At 61.7% G+C, this 18,353-nt stretch carries 15 protein-coding genes and 1 pseudogene; 12 read left to right on the top strand and 4 right to left on the bottom strand.

Annotated elements, in window-relative coordinates; genetic code table 11:
* The first annotated feature begins 58 nt into the window (after window positions 1-58).
* From ACNJYB_RS08905 to ACNJYB_RS08890, 4 genes and pseudogenes are all read left to right on the top strand, one after another.
* Window positions 59-2,305: a TOMM precursor leader peptide-binding protein gene (locus ACNJYB_RS08905; RefSeq protein ID WP_439373595.1), complete on the top strand. Its 2,247-nt coding sequence runs from the start codon at window positions 59-61 to the stop codon at window positions 2,303-2,305.
* Between the two features lie 93 nt (window positions 2,306-2,398).
* Window positions 2,399-3,775 (top strand): SagB/ThcOx family dehydrogenase, encoded by a 1,377-nt coding sequence (locus ACNJYB_RS08900; protein ID WP_439373594.1) that lies wholly within the window; start codon window positions 2,399-2,401, stop codon window positions 3,773-3,775.
* 139 nt (window positions 3,776-3,914) lie between these two features.
* A pseudogene (locus tag ACNJYB_RS08895) lies at window positions 3,915-4,206 on the top strand (site-specific integrase); the annotation flags it as partial.
* Between the two features lie 375 nt (window positions 4,207-4,581).
* On the top strand, window positions 4,582-4,809 hold the full coding sequence (locus tag ACNJYB_RS08890; RefSeq protein ID WP_439375510.1) for a hypothetical protein: 228 nt from the start codon (window positions 4,582-4,584) through the stop codon (window positions 4,807-4,809).
* Window positions 4,810-5,434: 625 nt separating this feature from the next.
* Here the strand turns inward: ACNJYB_RS08890 and ACNJYB_RS08885 are convergent.
* Window positions 5,435-7,384 carry a PAS domain S-box protein gene (locus tag ACNJYB_RS08885; protein WP_439373593.1) on the bottom strand — a complete coding sequence of 650 codons (1,950 nt, stop codon included), beginning with the start codon at window positions 7,382-7,384 and terminating at the stop codon, window positions 5,435-5,437.
* Window positions 7,385-8,278: 894 nt separating this feature from the next.
* On the opposite strand from ACNJYB_RS08885, the gene ACNJYB_RS08880 reads away from it, so the two are divergent.
* The 4 genes from ACNJYB_RS08880 (at window position 8,279) to ACNJYB_RS08865 (ending at window position 13,494) form a co-directional block, all read left to right on the top strand.
* Window positions 8,279-9,442 (top strand): hypothetical protein, encoded by a 1,164-nt coding sequence (locus ACNJYB_RS08880; protein ID WP_439373592.1) that lies wholly within the window; start codon window positions 8,279-8,281, stop codon window positions 9,440-9,442.
* A 249-nt stretch (window positions 9,443-9,691) separates the two neighbouring features.
* A complete protein-coding gene (locus tag ACNJYB_RS08875) occupies window positions 9,692-10,150 on the top strand; it encodes a hypothetical protein (RefSeq protein WP_439373591.1) in 459 nt (152 codons plus the stop codon).
* A 138-nt stretch (window positions 10,151-10,288) separates the two neighbouring features.
* A complete protein-coding gene (locus tag ACNJYB_RS08870) occupies window positions 10,289-11,995 on the top strand; it encodes a type I secretion system permease/ATPase (RefSeq protein ID WP_439375509.1) in 1,707 nt (568 codons plus the stop codon).
* A gap of 80 nt (window positions 11,996-12,075) precedes the next feature.
* A complete protein-coding gene (locus tag ACNJYB_RS08865; RefSeq protein WP_439373590.1) occupies window positions 12,076-13,494 on the top strand; it encodes an HlyD family type I secretion periplasmic adaptor subunit in 1,419 nt (472 codons plus the stop codon).
* On the opposite strand, the gene ACNJYB_RS08860 is transcribed toward ACNJYB_RS08865, so the two are convergent.
* Both ACNJYB_RS08860 and ACNJYB_RS08855 read right to left on the bottom strand, forming a co-directional pair.
* Window positions 13,491-14,273, bottom strand: coding sequence for a LuxR C-terminal-related transcriptional regulator (locus ACNJYB_RS08860; protein ID WP_439373589.1), 783 nt, complete (start codon window positions 14,271-14,273; stop codon window positions 13,491-13,493). The genes ACNJYB_RS08865 and ACNJYB_RS08860 overlap by 4 nt on opposite strands.
* Window positions 14,274-14,482: 209 nt before the next feature.
* Window positions 14,483-15,067, bottom strand: a complete 585-nt coding sequence (locus ACNJYB_RS08855; RefSeq protein WP_439373588.1) for a hypothetical protein — start codon at window positions 15,065-15,067, stop codon at window positions 14,483-14,485.
* 125 nt (window positions 15,068-15,192) lie between these two features.
* Here ACNJYB_RS08855 and ACNJYB_RS08850 point away from each other — a divergent pair, with 125 nt between their 5' ends.
* The 3 genes from ACNJYB_RS08850 (at window position 15,193) to ACNJYB_RS08840 (ending at window position 16,979) form a co-directional block, all read left to right on the top strand.
* Window positions 15,193-15,729 (top strand): hypothetical protein, encoded by a 537-nt coding sequence (locus tag ACNJYB_RS08850; RefSeq protein ID WP_439373587.1) that lies wholly within the window; start codon window positions 15,193-15,195, stop codon window positions 15,727-15,729.
* 215 nt (window positions 15,730-15,944) lie between these two features.
* Window positions 15,945-16,400: an Hsp20 family protein gene (locus ACNJYB_RS08845; RefSeq protein WP_439373586.1), complete on the top strand. Its 456-nt coding sequence runs from the start codon at window positions 15,945-15,947 to the stop codon at window positions 16,398-16,400.
* Window positions 16,401-16,481: 81 nt separating this feature from the next.
* Window positions 16,482-16,979, top strand: a complete 498-nt coding sequence (locus tag ACNJYB_RS08840) for an Hsp20/alpha crystallin family protein (protein ID WP_439373585.1) — start codon at window positions 16,482-16,484, stop codon at window positions 16,977-16,979.
* Window positions 16,980-17,120: 141 nt separating this feature from the next.
* On the opposite strand, the gene ACNJYB_RS08835 is transcribed toward ACNJYB_RS08840, so the two are convergent.
* A complete protein-coding gene (locus tag ACNJYB_RS08835) occupies window positions 17,121-18,065 on the bottom strand; it encodes an ATPase domain-containing protein (protein WP_439373584.1) in 945 nt (314 codons plus the stop codon).
* Between ACNJYB_RS08835 and ACNJYB_RS08830 the strand changes: the two genes are divergently transcribed.
* Window positions 18,064-18,207 (top strand): hypothetical protein, encoded by a 144-nt coding sequence (locus tag ACNJYB_RS08830; RefSeq protein ID WP_439373583.1) that lies wholly within the window; start codon window positions 18,064-18,066, stop codon window positions 18,205-18,207. The two genes, ACNJYB_RS08835 and ACNJYB_RS08830, sit on opposite strands and share 2 nt — an antisense overlap.
* Window positions 18,208-18,353 lie beyond the last annotated feature (146 nt).

Genomic DNA, 18,353 nt, shown 5'->3' with positions numbered 1-18,353 from the left:
TCGGTGCGCAAGCCTGACGGAGCCGGCGGTTGAGGAACAGGATCAGCGTGCTGACCCGATGACAGTCAATGCCAAGAGCCGAGCTGCGAAGCAGACCCGCAAGGGCGTTCTGCGATTCGCGCCGAACTTCACCGCCTACGTGCTTCCTCCCGACGCGGTCTGTCTCTATTCCGAGAACCGCAAGTTCTTCCTGCACGGCGAGCTGTATTGCGCCGTGACTGCCGCGATCGGAAAGAATGGAAAGGCGGCAGCGGAGATCGTTCGCCAGCTATCGAAGAATTTTCCCGTCGACCAGATCGAGGAAGCGATCAGGCGGCTCGTGGAGCGCCGATACGTCGTCAGCGCCCCACCACGCGCATCCGCAATCGCCGTCGATGGATATTGGGAGAGCCTCGGCCTGCCGACCGAGGCCGCGGAACAGAATCTGCGCAATTGCCCGGTGCGGGTGGAATCGATCGACGTCAAAGGCGCGAGGGAGCTGAGCGCGGCTCTGAGCCAGCTCGGCGTTCACGTCACCAAGCGGTCGCCCAAGCTGACCATCACGCTGGTCAACGACTATCTCGAACGGCGGCTCGCCGAGGCGAACGGCAAGCGCGTGGCCGACAAGACGCCCTGGCTGCTGGTGCAGCCGTCCGGCGTGTTTCCGCTGGTGGGACCCGTGTTCAAGCCGGGCGAGAGCGCCTGCTGGACCTGCCTGTTCGATCGCATGATCCGCAATCGGGAGATCAAGGGATTCCTCGAGCGCGGAGCGGCACATCGGGTCGCAACATCGCCGCTGGTCAGCAACACCGTTGGACAGACCGCCATCCACTTCGCTGCTGTCGAAATCGCGAAGGCGATCGCCTCGGGGTTCCGCACTGATCTGCGTGATCACATCGCAAGCTTCGACCTGACCGGCGCCGTCATCGCCAAGCACTACGTCGCGCGCCGCCCGCAATGTCCGACCTGCGGCAGCAAGAAGCTGCAGAATCCGCGCCGGGCGGCAGCGCCGATCGAAATCGCGGAGGGGAGAAAGCTCGTCATGACCAGCGGCGGATACCGCACCGTGACGTCGCGCGCCACCGTCGCGCGCTTCCGCAAGCACGTGAGCCCGCTGACCGGCGTGGTTTCGCGACTCGAGCGGATCGAGGCCGACCTGCCGATGAACACCAATTTCTTCGCCCACCACAATTTCTCCGCGCCGGCCTGGAACGTCGACCAGCTCAGATCCGGCCTCAGCGGCGGCAGCTTCGGCAAGGGCTCCACCGCCGAACAGGGCGAGGCGAGCGCGCTGATGGAGGCGATCGAGCGTTACTCCGGCATTTTCCAGGGTGACGAGATCAGGGCGACCCGCCGCTTCAGCGATTTCGCTCCCGGTGACGCACTGCTTCCCAACGACGTCCAGCTCTTCAGCGAGGCGCAGTTTGAAAACAGGCATGCCCCGCAAGCGGACGATTCACATCCGGTCCCCGAGCCATTCGATCCCTCGGCCAAAGCCGAATGGTCGCCGGTCTGGTCGATCCGCGACCAGCGCTTCAAATATCTTCCGACCGGCCTGCTGTACTTCTTCTACGGCGGCTTCCACACCGATTCCAACGGATGCGCGGCCGGCAACACCCGCGAGGAGGCCATCGTCCAGGGCTTTCTCGAATTGGTCGAACGCGACGCCTATGCCATCTGGTGGTACAACCGGGTGCGGCGTGCCGAGCTCGACCTCACGCAATTCGAGGATTCCTATGTGCGGGATCTGCAGACCCAGTTTGCCGATGCGGGGCGCCGGCTTTGGGTGCTCGACATCACCAGCGATCTCGGCATTCCCTCATACGTCGCGATCATGCACTGGATGCAGAACGGGCACGAAAACATCGAGTTCGGCTCCGGCTCGCATTTCGATCGCCGGATCGCGCTGCTGCGCTCCCTCACCGAGCTGACCCAATTCATGTCGATCGGCATGATGGGCGGCGGAAGCGGCGAGAAACCGTCGCTTGACGGCGTGACGCCGCTGCGGCTCGACGACTATCCGTTCCTGATCCCCAGCGACAAGCCGACCGTGCCGCCGGCGCCAGGCCTCAAGGTTCCTAACAATACGCGGGACCAGGCCAATGCCTGCATCGAGATTGCGACGCGTGCGGGATATGATTTCCTCGTGCTCGACCAGACGCGGCCTGACGTCGAGGTCCCCGTGGTCAGGGTGCTCGTCCCGGGCCTGCGGCATTTCTATCGCCGCTTCGGGCCGGGCCGGCTCTACGATGTGCCGGTGAAGCTTGGACTATTGGATCGCCCACGGTTGGAAAGCGAACTGACGCCGTTCCTTCCGCACACCTGAGGGTTCGACTCCGTGCGCGCGCCTCGGAAAAAATCGACCAGGACAATCGCACCCATCATCGTCGCCCGATTGAACGGTCGTTGCTCCCTGCACATGCAGGCGGACGGGAGCATCGCCGCCACCGCGACCGGCAATTCGGTCAATCTCGGGCATGTCAGCGCCGCAGCGATCGAGCGCGTGGGACAACTCGCCGCCGGCCTGCCGCTCGCCTCCTTTGCCGGCAGAAGCGTCCTTGCGCGGCAGGTTCATGCCCTGGTGCAGCGACTGGGGCGGGCCAGGCTGCTCGAATATGCGCTCACTTCTCCGCGCGACGGGCAGGACCTCGTGGTCATCGAGCCGCACCTCGCCGAATTCTGGCCGGAGCGCGCAAAGCTCGGGAATGGCGACACCATCGTGTTGTCGCGCTTCGCCTATCTGCGCCGGCGTGGCAACGAGATGGTGCTGGAATCGCCGCGCGCCGGCGCGCTGTTCCGGATCTGCGATCCCGCCATCGCGGCCACGCTCGCAGCCCTGTCGCGGCCGCAAAAGATCAGCAAGCTTCGCCGCATCGCGGCCCCCCTCAACCTCGATCTGCTCGGCTTGCTGCTCGACAGCAAGATGCTGATCAAGCTCGGCGCAGAAGACGGCGACGGCCTTCAGCTGAATGAAGGCGACGGCAATCTCGTTCTCTGGGATTTCCACGATCTCCTGTTTCACACGCGCAGCACGGAGGGCCGCCATGCCGATCCGGTCGGCGGCGCATATGCCTATGCGCGCGCCGTTCCACCGCTGCCGGCGGTGCGCCCGCCCTGGCCCGGCAAGACAATCGACCTCGGCAAATTCTCCGCGCCGCGGCCGGCCTCGCCCTTCACGACGCTCTTGCATGCGCGTCAATCGATACGCGACTTCGACGATGAGCACCCGATCATGCTCGCCGAACTCGCGCAGTTTCTCGGCACCACGGCTCGGGTGCTGTCGGAATGGACGACCGGAACGAATCCTGATGGCACTCCGGAGAGCAGCTACAGCGCGAGGCCCTATCCGTCGGCAGGCAGCGCGTACGAGCTCGAACTGTACCTGGCGGCGTTGAACTGCGAGGGGCTTGCGCGTGGGCTCTATCACTACGATGCGGGCCGCCACGCGCTGGTCGCGATCGATGCCTCCGCCCAGCAACTCCAGGCGCTTGCGATGGCCGCCGAGTTTGCCATGGACGCCCCCGGTCCGCCGCAGGTGCTGATCACCATCGCCGCACGCTTCGGGCGGATCTCCTGGAAATACAGCTCGATCGCATATTCGCTGATCCTGAAGAATGTCGGCAATCTGATCCAGACGTTCTACCTGGCCGCGACCGATATGGGCCTTGGCGGCTGCGCCATCGGCACCAACAACATCGAGCTGTTTGCAGAGACGACGGGGCTTGCATTCCACGTCGAGAGCCCGGTCGGTCAATTCGCGCTCGGGCGCGGCAAGACGCCGTCAATCCCCAGCTAAAGCGGGAGGGGGTTAGTGAATCGATTTGGGATTGAACGAAGCCGCTGGCGCGGCATGTAGGGAGGCATAGCAAGATTGCCTCCTGTCTGAGAGGATTGCGGGTTTTCGAAGCCCGACCCTTTAGACAGGAGGTTTTCCGATGGCTGAGATCAGTCCGCTTCGCCGCCGCATGATCGAGGACATGACGGTCCGCAATCTGTCACCGGCGACGCAGCAATCCTACCTCAACGCCGTGGCGAAGTTGAGCCGATATTTCGGTCGTTCTCCCGACCGCCTCGACCTGGAGGATATCCGCGCCTTCCAGGTTCATCTGGTTGCGACGGGGTTGTCTTGGCGGCGCTGAACCAGATCGTCTGCGCACTCGGTTCTTCTACGGTGTGACGCTTGGTCATGACACCGTTCCGGAGCGCATCGCCTGGCCGTGGTTGCCACTCTCGTCTTCAATCTTAGAACTTTGGGCGGCGGCCTTGCCGCTCACCGCCTCGACGGTGGAGTCGACGCTTCGGCTTGAGCCTTGGCAGGCTCCCAAGGCGCAGGGAGCACCACGCGAATAGGGCGACCATCGCTGGCGCTTTGAACAGTGGCGGGCATGTGGTCCTTCACAGGCTCGGCCTGCGCTACAGCACCCAGCGCAACTAGCATTGCCAGAGAAGTCGTCACAAGTCTCACATCCCGCATGGAAGCCTCCAGTTTGCACCTCAACGCTGGGACAGGGGGTTGGTTCGGAGATCCCCTCGGGAACAAGCGGCAATTTTTGACGTTTGTAGAAGACAGACCGGATGACCGGACTACTGGAGGAGGACATCATGAACATCAAGACCATCATCGCCGCCGCCGTGCTGACGTCGTTTGCGGCGCCTGCGTTCGCGCAGTCGTTCTACGTGGTGCAGGACGTCAAGACCAAGAAATGCACGATCACCGAGACGAAGCCCACGACCACGGAAACCACCGTCGTCAGCGGCGACACCGTCTACAAGACCCGGTCTGAAGCCGAGGCCGGCATGAAGACCGTCAAGGTTTGCAGCTCGAACTAAAGAGAGAAACGATGCCCGTACTTCTGCTTTGGGCCGTTCCGGCCGTGATCGTGCTCGGTGGTGGCGTCTATCTGATCGGCCACATGCACTGAGCAACGGAGGCCAAGCTCTTCCGAGCAAGCCAAACAGCAGCCCGCGCGGAGCGATCCGTCGCGGGCTTTGCTTTGGCAGTGCAATCGACGAAGTGAGAAAGTCAAGGCAAACTAGGGGGCTTGGTCCGTCGCGAACCATTCTTCGCTTTGAAGCGATAACAACGCCTTCATGCAGTCACGCCATCCCTTATTGGCAGGCTCAGCAAATACCCGGCACCCTAGACAATCTCCAACCGTCCAGGAACGGCGCTGAGATTTCCTATGTCACGGAGGGCGGCGTCTTGAACTTCGGCTCCGCATGAGACCTCTGCTGCTCCCTTGCCGAACTGCGCTCGGAGAGCCGAAACGTCCACAACTACCAAACCTATGCCGGCTGCCATGAAAGACGCGATAAACATGGGTGGGAGAGGCAATGATATTTGGTGGTATTGCTCAAGTATCGGCTTGAAGAACCGAGCTCGCATCTAGAATTACGAAGCGGAGTCCAGCCAGCTGCTCAAATATTGATAACGCGGGCTGCAATCTGGCGTTCTTCAGGTTCGATCCAGAAGCTCGCGAACCTTCAACGCCAGCCTTGCTTGGGTGACCGGTTTCTCCAGGAGATCGACACCCTCGTCCAACCGTCCCTGGTGAACGACGGCGTTGCGCGAGTAACCAGTCATGTAGAGGGTCCTGAGATGCGGCCTGATCTGCTGCGCGCGCCTTCCCAACTCACGGCCGTTGATGCCGGGCATGACGACATCGGTCAGAAGGAGATCAACATGCTGATCGTCCTGCAGCAGAATGGTCAAGGCGGCCTGCGCGCTGGCGGCTGACAAAACCCGGTAGTTGAGATCCCGCAGCACGTCCGAGACGTAGGTCCTGAGATCGGCATCGTCTTCGACCACGAGAATAGTCTCTGGAGACACGCCTTCCGATATGAGCTCGTCCGGATCGTCCGGCGCAGGTTGCGCATTGCCGGCGTAGCGGGGGAAATACATCTTGATGCTCGTGCCTTCCCCGACCTCGCTGTAGATCTTCACGTGTCCGCCCGATTGCTTGACGAAGCCATAGACCTGGCTAAGTCCAAGACCTGTACCCTGCCCCGGCTCCTTGGTGGTGAAGAACGGTTCGAACGCACGATTGAGCACCTCTGTTGTCATGCCGGAGCCCGTATCGCTCACGCTGATGACGACATATTGCCCGGCCGCGAGTTCCGGATTGATGCGCGAATAGTCGTCGTCGACGGAGACATTCGCCCCCTCGATGGTCAGCTTTCCGCCATTCGGCATCGCGTCCCGGGCATTGATGGCCAAGTTGACGATGGTCGATTCCAGATGGTTGACGTCCGCTTCGATCTGCCAGAGGCCGGCTGCGCCGACGGTCTGAACTTCGATGCGCTCGCCCAGGGTGCGCTGAAGGAAATCCTGCAGGCCACTCAGGAAGCGATTGAGGTTCACCGGCTTCGGGTCCAGCGCTTGGCGGCGTGAGAAGGCGAGCAACCGGCTTGTCAGTGCCGCAGCCCGTTGAGCGCCGCGCTTCGCATTCGTCAGCGCGCGGTGCAGGTTCGGCCCCCCGATATTGCGGCTGCTCCGCTCCGCGTTCTCGAGATTGCCGAGGACGATCATCAGAAGATTGTTGAAGTCGTGAGCGATACCGCCGCTCAGCTGTCCGACCGCTTCGAGCTTCTGCGAGGCGACGAGCTGCTCCTGGACGCGTTGAAGTTCGTCCTGTGCTTGCTTGCGTTCGGTCAGATCACGCGTGACTTTCGCAAAGCCGATGATCGCGCCACTCTCGTCGGTAATTCGGTCGATGACGACCGACGCCCAGAAGCGCGTGCCGTCCTTGCGCATGCGCCAGCCCTCGGCTTCGAACCGCCCTTTCTCGGTGGCCTCCGCCAGCGCCGCTTTCGGCACCGCTCTTTCGAGATCCTCAGGCGTGTAGAACGTGCTGAAGTGCCGGCCGATGATCTCCTCCGGCCGATAGCCCTTGATGCGCTCGGCTCCGGGATTCCAGGTTGCGACATTCCCGGAAGGGTCGAGCTGAAAAATCGCGTAGTCGACGACGGCTTCCACAAGCCGGCGGTATCGTCTCTCGCTTTCCAGAAGGTCGTTGTGGGCCTGCTGCCGCTCGGTGATGTCCCGCGTCACCTTCGCAAACCCGACGAGGCGGCCTTCCTCGTCATGGATGGCGTCGAGAACGACAAGCGCCCAGAAGCGGCTGCCATCTTTCCGGACTCGCCAGCCTTCGGAGGCGAAGCGCCCGGTCTCCGCGGCTGTCGCCAGCGCCCTGTTCGGCAGACCCTTCTCTCGATCTTCAGGCGTGTAGAAGGTCGAGAAGGGCTTCCCGACAATCTCATCGGCGGCATAGAGCTTGAGGCGCTCGGCGCCCTTGTTCCAGGTCCTGACCAAGCCCTTGGTATCGAGCATGAAGATCGCGTAATCGACAATCGCGTTGACCATCAGTTCGAGGCTGCGGGCATCCCCGACAGGGGTCTTTTTCATTTTTGGAACTCAAAAAGGGGAGTGGGACCAACTCCAAAGCTTGGGACAGGTTCCGAGCGAGCGCGGAGCGGTTGGTGGCATGGAGGCGAACGTCAGCTCGTGGGCCTTCAGCGAAGTGCCGACCCCTCTGATTTCAGGTCGGATTAGAGGGCAGCAGCGGACCAGTTTTGCTCGAATCGAGTTCTTCGCATTTTGACCGAGGTGGACATCATCCCTCTGGAACTCCGACTATGTCCAATCCCTTGACCATGCGCTTGGCCCCTGCAACGAATTTTGCGTCGCCGCGCAATGGAATGTTTCTAAAGCGACGGATAGTAAACGTTGGATAAAGGCCAAGGCCCGTTTTCAGTCACCGTGCCGCTCGTCGGGCCGGTCAGCCCCGCTACGCGACCCAGGTCGCAATACGGCTCAAATCCGGCAATGCGGCGGATTCATCTTGGCCGCAGGCGAGATGAGTGCGCGGACTTGGGGGAATTGATGCAAAGGCTGTAACCGCACCCGAACGGATGTAGCCGATGTTACGGCTGCCAGACCAGCGCTATATCCGAACTGACGGCTGGGCATTCGACCTTCCCGGGACGACATTCTCTCCGGAGTCCAGAACCCGTCCGATCGCGCGGAGCGATTGCGATGAGGGAGGCTACGATGGATTTTACGCGGATGTCGGATGCAATCCGGCTGCATCACGCCTCTCATCACCACGATGGGTACGATGGCGCGGGCGAATTGGGCCCTGCACCCAGAGCTCCGTTCATGGCTGACCCGGTCGGAAGTGGCGCCCTGGTCCATCGTCCCGGCCCGTTTGCTGGTCCTGGAGCAAACGCCGCGAGCGCGAATACCCAGCACAGAGACTCCGACCCGGTTCAATTCAAACATCCCCCATCGGGAGGCGAGATGGGCGGCCACGCCGGCTACCACGCTGCAGCGGGCCTGGAGGTTTCGTCCACGAAGCCTGCTGCCGGCGCATCCTTTCCCGAGAAGGGCATAGCTTCGGTCGAGAGTGGGGCGAACACGGCAGGGAACGGCGGGGATGGCCATTTTTACGGCGGCATCATTCACGCGTCCCTGTTGGTCTACGAACCGATCAACATTTCGATCAGCGCGGGATACGGCTCGGTCGCCCTGGCGAACCAGTCCAACAATTTGAATGTCGATCAATCCGCTTTGCAAATGGCCGGCGTCGGCGGCCATGGCGGCGACAACAACATTGCCGCCGGTGGGAGCATCAGTGCGTTTTCAGGCTCCGGCGTGATCACGAGCGGCGACAACAGCGCCGGAAACGGCGGCAGCGGCTATTTCTCGGGTGCGATCGTGGACGCTCCCGTGGTGATCTATCATCCGATCAATATTGCGTTGGCGAGTTCGGGCGGCACTGCACATGCAAGTCAGTCGAACACGGTCGACATCGACCAATCGGCCACGCAGATCGCGGGCGTCGGCGGAAGTGGCGGACATGGCAATGTGGCCGCCGGCGGCAGCGTCATCACGCTCGACCCCAGTTGGGGATCGAGCGTCTTTGACGTTCAAACCGGCGGGAGCCAGGCCGGCAACGGCGGTGACGGCCTGTTCTACGGGGAACTCGTCCATACCTCGTTTGTGGTGTACAACCCGATCAACGTCGCGATCGCGGGCTATGGCTCCAGCGCTTACGCGGTCCAGATAAATGATGTCTCCGTGGATCAATCCGCGGTTCAGATCGCGGGCATTGGCGGGCACGGCGGCAACGACAACGCCGCCGCGGGCGGCCATGCAAACCTTCTCTCACATAATCTGTGGGGCGGGTCCGATACGATCGCGACCGGTTCGAACAGCGCAGGCAATGGCGGCAACGGTTATTTTGCGGGCAGTCTGATCGACGTCAGCGTCGCGATCTATGCACCCATCAACATAGCAATCGCAGGCCCACATTCGACGGCCGTGGCCGATCAGGTCAACGACGTGCACATCGACCAGAGCGCGACCCAGATCGCCGGCGTTGGCGGCGACGGCGGCTACGGCAACCTCGCGGCAGGTGGCGATGCCGCGCATCTCTTGTCGGATCTTCACCTGGTGGCATAGCGAAACGTCGTATCGCTCGCATGGCCGCTCGCATCGCGGCACGCGCGTCGCCACTCTTCGCCTGCAAAGCCGCGCAGAGGCGCCCTCCCCGGACGAAATGTCGTACTTTCGTAGGTAGGCCCACCAAGCCGGATGGTGTTCGATTTGACATCTATCGCTCTGGCGCACGGGCGGACCAGACTTGCCGTGCGCGTCCGCCTGATCGGGATGGATGTTGCACGACACCCAACAAAACGACGGAGGCCTCAAATGATGCCAAAGGCAATCAACATCTCGGATACGATCAAGGTCAAATCGATCGACACCGGTGGTCAAAGTGCCGGAAATGGCGGTGACGGAACTTTCAAGGGAGCCATCATCAGCAAGCCGACTGTCAACTACGATCCGACCAACAAGGCGGAAGGCGCCGACGTGCACGTGAGCACCGGCGATCACGTCAAACAGACGGCGGATTGGGATGCCGGCGGCGCCAACGCCAAGGCCTCGGTGTTCTCCAAGGCTTATGGCGGAGACGCCGAGTCGAACGGAAGCCAGAAGTCCTATAGCGGCTACGATACCTCCAAGGTCTACGCCAATACGGATGCCACCCAGATCAACAAGCTCGCGGTGGACCAGCACCAGGAAGTCGTCGCCGGCATCGGCGGCGATGGCGGAGACGGCAACTTCGCTTGGGGTGGCGGAGTGACCTTCCATCTCGACACGCTCTGACGAGCCGCTCGTCCGACTGGCAGGACCGGCTGCCGCGGCCGCCGGTCCCGGATTTCACGCCAAAGATCCACCGATGTGGTTGCCGGGTTGCGTTGACTATCAAAGTGCGCCGGACCTCGATTTCAGGCGGTGACGATCATGCTGATGCCGCCCATTCGGTTGCCCATACTGCCGCAGATCCGGACGCCACTGCACACAGCCCTCCGGTCCTGCGTGGGACCGCTAGGTCTCGTATTCGCATATAGCTGCAGTTACAACTTGCTGCTGTTTGCGCCCTCGATCTATCTTCTTCAGATCTACGACCGGGTGCTGTCGAGCCGGAGCGGCGACACGTTGCTCCTGCTCACGCTCATCGTCGCGATCACGGTGGTCGTCGGCGGCGTGTTCGATGCATTGCGACGCGCCGTCCTTGGACGCCTCGGCGCCTGGCTCGACGATCGCCTTCGTCCTTGCGTGCTTTCGGCCAGCCTCGAATCGGCGTTTCGCAGCGATTGGACGCAAGCGTCGGGCGCATACCGGGATCTCACCGTGCTGCGCCAGTTCGTCGAGTCCGGCTCATGTGCGATGCTGTTCGACGCGCTCTGGTCGCCCTTGTTCCTCCTGGTCCTCTTTCTGATCCATCCCCTGCTTGGCGTGGTGGGCGCCTGCTGCGTCGCCTTCCTGTTCGCACTCACGATCGCCGGAGAGCTCGTCACGGAAGACGCTTTGCTCAGGTCCAGCGCCGCGCTCTCCAGAAGCTACGGCCGCCTTCAGACTGCCGCGGGCAACATCCACCTGATCCGCGCCATGGGAATGTTCGATAGCGTTGCGCGCATGATCCACCATGATGCGCAGCAGGCACGCAGGGAGCACGATGTGGTACTCCGGCGAGGCGAGATCGTCTCTCTGGCGGCCAAGCCGGTTCGCGCGCTGTCGCAGGTCTTGATCATGGGGGCTGCCGCGTGGCTCGTCCTCGATCACGGGAAAAGTCCGGCAATCATCTTTGCTTCCACGCTGATGTTCGGCCGGGCGCTCGCGCCGGTCGAAAGTGCGGTCGCAGGCTGGAAATCACTCGTGACGGCCGTGAGCGCCTGTCAGCGGCTCGGCGCACTTCTCGCCGCATTCCCCGTCGCCCGGCAGGAGAGCGCGGGCGCTTTCCCGCCGCAGGCGCGAAGCGGCCTCGTCGTCGACAATGTGGGCGTGTGGCTTGCGGGGACCGACCATCTTCTGCTGAACGGCGTCTCCTTCAGCCTCATGCCCGGAGAATGCCTTGGCATCATCGGTGCGTCCGGGTCAGGCAAGTCCTTGCTCGGCCAGGTGATCGCCGGGCTGTCGATGCCGACGCATGGCCGCGTCCTCCTCGACAATACCGACGTCTCGCTGCTTCGCGAGCGCCGAAACGGCGACGGCCTCGGCTATCTCCCCCAGGACATCAATCTGATCGGCGACACCATCAACGACATCATCGCACGCCTTGAAGATGCCGACCGGCGGAAGGTCGTCGAAGCTGCCAAGCTCGCGGGAATCCATGGGGCGATCATGCGCCTGCCGCAGGGTTACGACACGGTGGTTCACAGTGAAACGATCTTCTCGCGCGGCTATCGGCAGCGTCTCGGTCTTGCCCGCGCATTTTTCGGCAGTCCACGCCTCATCGTTCTCGACGAACCCAACGCCAGCCTCGACTACGGGGGCGAGCGAATGCTCCTGGATGCCATCGAGCGCATGAAGCTCGCAGGCGTCATCCTTGTCGTCGTCACTCACAGGATGGGTCTCCTCGCCGCCACGGACAAGATTGCCATCATGGAAGACGGTGCGGTCGCCGCGTTCGGCGACAGCGAGGACATCTTTGAACGGCACCTGAGCTGACCCCAGGTTACTTCACGGGTTGCGCCATGATCTGGAATTCTCTCGCCATCTGGAAGCATCCCGCCGTCTCGAGGCTTCCCATGATCTGGGACCAGCTCGTGCGAGCGCCGGCGCGCCCCCCGCCCGCCCGACGATCTGGCGTCGTGGTAACCGCAATCGACGATTTCGAGCCTCTGGAATTTCCATGGTGCTCGACGCCTACGCCGACCTCGCCACGGGGAAGGCTTCGCGCTATCACCGTCGCGGGTAACCTGCTGGTGCTCTGCTTCATGCTGGGGCTTGGTACATGGGCGAGCCTCGCGCCTCTCGAGAGCGCCGCGATCGCGTCGGGCGTCGTGGAATCGGAATCGAGCCGGAAGACGATACAGCATCTCGAAGGCGGTATCGTCAAAAGGATCCTGGTTTCGGACGGCGATATCGTACGAAGCGGCCAAACGCTGATCGCGCTGGACGACACCCGGGCCGGCTCGGAGATGCAAAGCCTTCAGGGCCAATTGTGGGATGCAGTCGCGCGTGCCGCGCGGCTTCAAGCCGAGCAGCAGAGATTTGAGAGGATCGCGTTTCCGGACGCGCTGGAACAGGACAGCAGGCAGAACGGAGTGGCAGCCGCTGCGATGTCGGCGCAGCAGTTCATTTTTCAGGCACGCCTGCAGGTTCACGAGTCACAGCTCGCGGTCATTCGCGAACGAAGGCGTCAAGTCGAAAAGGAGATCGAAGGTCTCACGGCGCAGGAGAGCGCCACCGAGCAGCGGGTCGGCATCGTCCGGGAGGAACTGGATATGGTCACGACCCTCGTCAACAAGGGGCTCGAACGGCGGCCGCGCCTTCTGAACCTGCAGCGGGAGCTGGCCGACGTCGAGGGCCGCCGCGGCGAGATCGCCGCGCAGATTTCCCGCGCCGCGCAAGTCATCAGCGAACAGCAGGCCACATTGTTCAAGCTCGAGAGCGAGAGGCAGAACGAGATCGCACAGTCGCTTCGTGAAGCACAGAACCAGATATTCCAGCTCCGCGAGCGGTTGTTCGCGGCCAGGGACCAGCTATCGCGAACGGAGGTCAAGGCGCCGGAGGACGGCGTGATAACCGATTTGCGGATTCATACAGCCGGCGGCGTCATCGGACCGGGCGCTCCGCTCATGGACCTGGTGCCCCGGCAAGACCGTCTCATCGTGACCGCGCGCCTGAGGCCCGAGGACATCGATGTGGTTCATCCCGGCCTCAATGCCGAGGTTCACCTCGTACCGTACAATCAGCGTCGCGTGCCCCGCCTGAAGGGAACCGTCGTGCACGTGTCCGCAGACCGGCTCCTCGACAAGCGTACCGACCAGCCATACTACGCGGCCAAAATCCGGATCGACGACGCGCAGATCGTCGCAAACGACATCCAGATCGTCCCCGGCATGCCGGTTCAGGTGTTCATCACGACAGGGCGCGGTACGGTCGCTCTCTACGCGCTCAGGCCCCTGCTCGACAGCTTCCGTGGCGCATTCAGAGAGGACTAAGTCTCCTGCATCGGACCTGCGCCGGGTTCGTGATCGCGACCCTGCGCCGGCAACCGGCCGCGCCAGCGGAGCACGGCTTCCGTGCGATTGTGCGCAGCACATTTGCGCATGATATGCTGGATGTGCATTTTGACTGTGCTTTCCGAGAGGTTCAATTTGGCGGCGATCAGCTTGTTGGGGAGGCCGAGCTCCAATTCCGCCAGAACCTGTTGCTCACGCGGCGTGAGATCCGTGACGCTCCTCTCGATAGTCACTCCGGCTCCCTCGTTCACGAGATATGCGCGCGCAAGCCCGCGTGAGTCTGGCGCCTCGAAATCCGGTATCCTGTTCATCCCGGCGAAGGGCAACGGCCTGTAGACGCCGCCGACAAGGACAAGGCGCAGGCCAGCTATGACGATCTCGATCGGCAGCGAGGTAGAAAGAAAGCCGCGTACGCCGCGCTGCATCGCGGCCTGCACGGTCGGCTCGTCGTCATGGTTTGACAGGATTGCAACGGCGGCGTTGGGACAACACTCCGCGACGAAGGCGAGACTGCCCTCAACCGCGGGATCGTCGATGGGCTTGTCTGCGATACTCAGCACCACCAGACGAACATCGCGGGTCGACGTGCAGTCCAGGCTTTCGACCGTTGCCATGTCGAGGATCTCGAATTCCGCCAATTCCCGCCTGAGGACGTTCAGAATACATGTGCGAGGCAGCAGGAACGGTTCGACGATCACCAGAACCGGCAGGTGAAGCGATCCATCGAACCGCTTTGAGGAGTTGGTTATGTCGTCCATGATTTCCTCGAGATGAAAAGAGCTTCCGCGAAATTCCCATTCCGTATTGCTTCTCCCCTGCTGCTGCATTCATCCTGAATGATCATCACGAGAGCGGCGCAGTGCAGCCGCCAGTGCCTTCTGCGGGTTTACCTGGCGTCTGGGTGGAAATTCTTTCCGCTCAAATTCATTTCGGCGCGTACCGCGCGGTGACGCCGTCGACGCATTCCCTAATTGCAGATATTTCGATACGCCGTTGACGCCGCCGACCCCGACTTGCCGTCGACGACATATGCTTCATCCTCCTTCACGAGATAAAGAAACGGTCTCTCTCGGGTCTCGCCGCCTGATGCGCTTCTTCCTTTCACACGCCCGCAAATCGTATCCACGGGACGTCCAAGGGTGTTCTTTCGCATCGTGCGCTTCATTTCGATGAATTCGGCCGATCCTGGATCCTCCATCTTCGTCGCGATGGTGACCTTCGCCTTCTCCAGGACAGGATCTGATGCTTCCGCGGGCCGTTCGGAAGCCGGGACGCTGATGCTCGTCCGCGGTGACGCCGCTGTGGCGAGGTCGACCGATCCGCTCTTCTTTGGAGAAGATTTCTTGCCGGACCTTCCCGCAGTTGCAGAATTCGATTTGACGATCACGGGATCCGGCGCCAATGCCGTCGGGGTTGGCTGCGCGGCTCGGGCGACCGCAACCCGGTCGAAACAGGGTGGGGACCCACACCCAAGGAAATAGCCTTGGGAAGGCGCGAACCAGCCAAAGCCGATCAGGACTCCTGCCAGCACTCCAACAAAAAGCAGTCCCATCCGATTCCCCTCCCTGGGAGTTCGGCTCGCACTTGTAACTAGGACTAATTCCGCGCTGGTGATCCATCTGTTGCGCAAAAGCGTTAAACGCCCATTAAGCGCGCAGTCGTCTGGCCCATGCCTTGATGAAGGATCAGATCGAGTTCCAGACCCGGGCCGAGATTGCCGCAAGAGGCCCTCTGCAACTTGCGTGTTCGAAGGTCCGCCTTGCACCACCACAAGCTGCCGATCACCGGCCTCTGGCCGTCAGGCCAATTCCGGAGTTTCGAACCAGTTTCGCACCAGAACGGCGTGAAGGAAACGGAACGAAGGCAACTGGGATCGAGCAAGACCGCAGGAAGATCAACGAAGCTGACCAATATTCTCCCGCTCAGCAGTGCTGCGGCGTTTCCGAGAAATTCCGTCTTTTCGCTCTCATTGATTTCGCCGATGAACTCTACCCCCGGGGCGTCGAGCAGCGGCGCAATGGTATCGCGGAAGCAGGCCTCATCGGCGTTGTCGATCTTCGCGGCAGCCGAGCGCGGCGAAGCACGGCGGATCGCTCGCAGGAAATGATTCCAGAAGAGCTGTATCGATCACGTCGTCAGGGGCTGCCTGGGCCGTGGTCGGTCTCACGTCGGGTTAAGCTTCGAGGGACCGGCCGAGGCGCAGCAGGACGATAGGAACCCCTTCCACATTCGTCTCAGACATGGGTGCGACACTGCAATTTTCGCAAGTGCCTGGAAGGCCTTGAAACGATACGACCCGCTTCTAATTTCATGGTTAGCCGCGCAGCAATTGCACGGCACGATCGGGCGCCTGGTACAGGGCCCGGTCAGCGGGCACCCGGCAGGTGTCCGGGTGCTCTTATCCATGTTGCTCAAAGGAGGATATGGCTATGACCACGCTTGATCTTGCCCCCCTGTGGCGGTCGACCGTTGGGTTCGATCGTCTGTTCGACCTCCTCGAGGACACCGGCCGATGGACCGGTGGGGACAATTACCCGCCCTACGACATCGAACGTGTCGGCGAGGATCACTACCAAATCTCGCTTGCTCTTGCCGGCTTCACGCCTGACGAGGTCTCCATCACGGCCGAGCAGAACACGCTGAGCGTTGAGGGTCGCAAGGCCGAAAAGGGCAGCCATCAATATCTCTATCAAGGCATCTCTTCGCGCCCGTTCCGACGGACCTTCAATCTGGCCGAGTACGTGCAAGTGAAGGGCGCCTCGTTCGAGAATGGCATGCTCAAGATCGATCTGGTTCGGGAGATTCCCGAGGCGATGAAGCCGCGCCAGATTGCGATCAGCACAGGTGGTGATCACCAGCAAGGTGAGAACAAGCAGGCGGCATGACACCGCCTGCTCCCAGTTGAATTTTGCCGCGTGGCTTCGCCGCGTCGCGAAGCTTTGGAACAAAGGTAAAGGAGAAGCTCTATGGCTATCACTGATCTGATCCCCTGGAGCCGCGGTCGTGATCTGACCGCCCGTCGCTCCGAAAACTACAATCCGGTTCTAACCCTGCATCGGGAGATGAACCGGCTATTCGATGATGTCTTCCGCGGCTTCGATGTTGCGCCATTTGGCGGCAGCCTTCTCGACCAGTCGATGAATTGGCCCAGCATCGAGGTCAACGAGAGTGACAAGGACGTGAAGGTCACGGCGGAGTTGCCGGGTCTCGACGAGAAAGACGTCCAGATCGAACTCGCCAATGGCGTTCTCTCGATCAAGGGAGAGAAGAAGACCGAGACGGAAGACAAGGATCGCCGGTTCAGCGAGCGGTACTACGGCAGATTTGAACGGCGCATCTCGATCGAAGACGTGGACCAGGACAAGATTTCTGCTGCGTTCAAGAACGGAGTGCTGACGGTCACCATGCCAAAGCTGCCGCAAGCGGAATCCAAGGTGAAGCGTATCGCGATCAACTCGAAATGACAAAATCGACGGGAGCGGCCGCCGCTCCCGTCGTGCTTCTACCAGAGCAATCGTCCCGGGGAAGTGCCCGACCATGGACACAAAGCGGAAATCCAGTTTTGCAGGCGCTGCGGATGTCGTTGCGCATGCGGAGATCGCGGCTCAGCACATCAAGGAATTGAAAGTGGCCTGTGCAAACGGAGACAAGAATGCTGCCCGTCGATCGCTGCGCCAAGCCATGAGCGAACTCGAGCTGGCTCGCGCCATGGTGCGGACCGGCCTCGACTGAAACCGGCGCGGATTCAAGTTGGCGTGCGTCCGAGTCAAGCAGGCTGTTGGCTGGCTTTGGTGCGTAGCACCGCTTCCAGCTTGGCCGAGAGTTCCCGCGAGGAAAACGGCTTGCTGAGGAGCAGACTGCCGTTCATATGTCTGCCGGTCTCTTCGATGAGATCTGGATAGCCGCTGCAGTACACGACCGGCAGGCCGGGCTGCTGCCGTTGAAGCTCGAGTCCGACGTCCAGTCATGAACTGCTCGGCAGGCATGGCATTCTGATAGCCGCTCAGGCTGTCCAGCACCACGACCCGAACATTGTCCGCCTCGACGCGCTTGCGGATCATCCCTGTGAGCTCCCCTGGGGAAAGCTCAGCGGGATCGACCTGCTCGAGCACCAACTGCCCTGATGCAACCGGCTGATCCAAGTGCCAGCCCATGCCGGCTGCACGTTTCATCAGGATTGCTTTGGTCTCATCAAAGGTCACAAAGAGGGCGCGCTCACCACGAGCGAGCGCCGCCATGACGAACTGCATGGCGATGGATGATTTGCCGGAGCCAGACGGCCCCATGAGCAGGGTACTCGTGCCACGGTCGAGACCAGGTCCCAGCAATTGATCCAGCTCGTTGATACCGCTCAGGAGCGGTTCTGCCGGCGGCTTGCCATCGAGGTGCTCGGACGCAATCAGCCGCGGAAACAGAATTATTCCGCCCTTGCGGATGACGAAATCATGGAAGCCACCACGGAAGCTGCGCCCCCTCATCTTGAAGATGCGCAGCCTGCGACGCTCCGCGCCATATTGAAGCGCATTATGCTCGAGCCCTGACGACGCCATGGACGAGACTGTGCAGATTGAGATCGTCGGCCTGATCGGTGAGGTCGTCCAGAAACAACCCGGTGCAGCCCTCCTGGGCCAGGAAATGCTTCAGAGCAATGACCTGCCGGCGGTATCGCAGCGGATTACGCGAGCAGCCTGATTTCGGAGCGGCTATCGAAAACGACCCGCTTAGGTGCAACCCGCTTCACCTCGTCGAAAGTCATTTTTGTGGTTTCGCCGAGCTCAAGATCAGAGGCATAGACGACGGTCTGTTGCTGCTTGGGGTCGAGGCTGAGTTCCGCCGGG

Source organism: Bradyrhizobium sp. SMVTL-02, assembly GCF_051853005.1.
Classification (GTDB): domain Bacteria; phylum Pseudomonadota; class Alphaproteobacteria; order Rhizobiales; family Xanthobacteraceae; genus Bradyrhizobium.
This window is presented reverse-complemented; position numbering and strand designations above follow the sequence as displayed.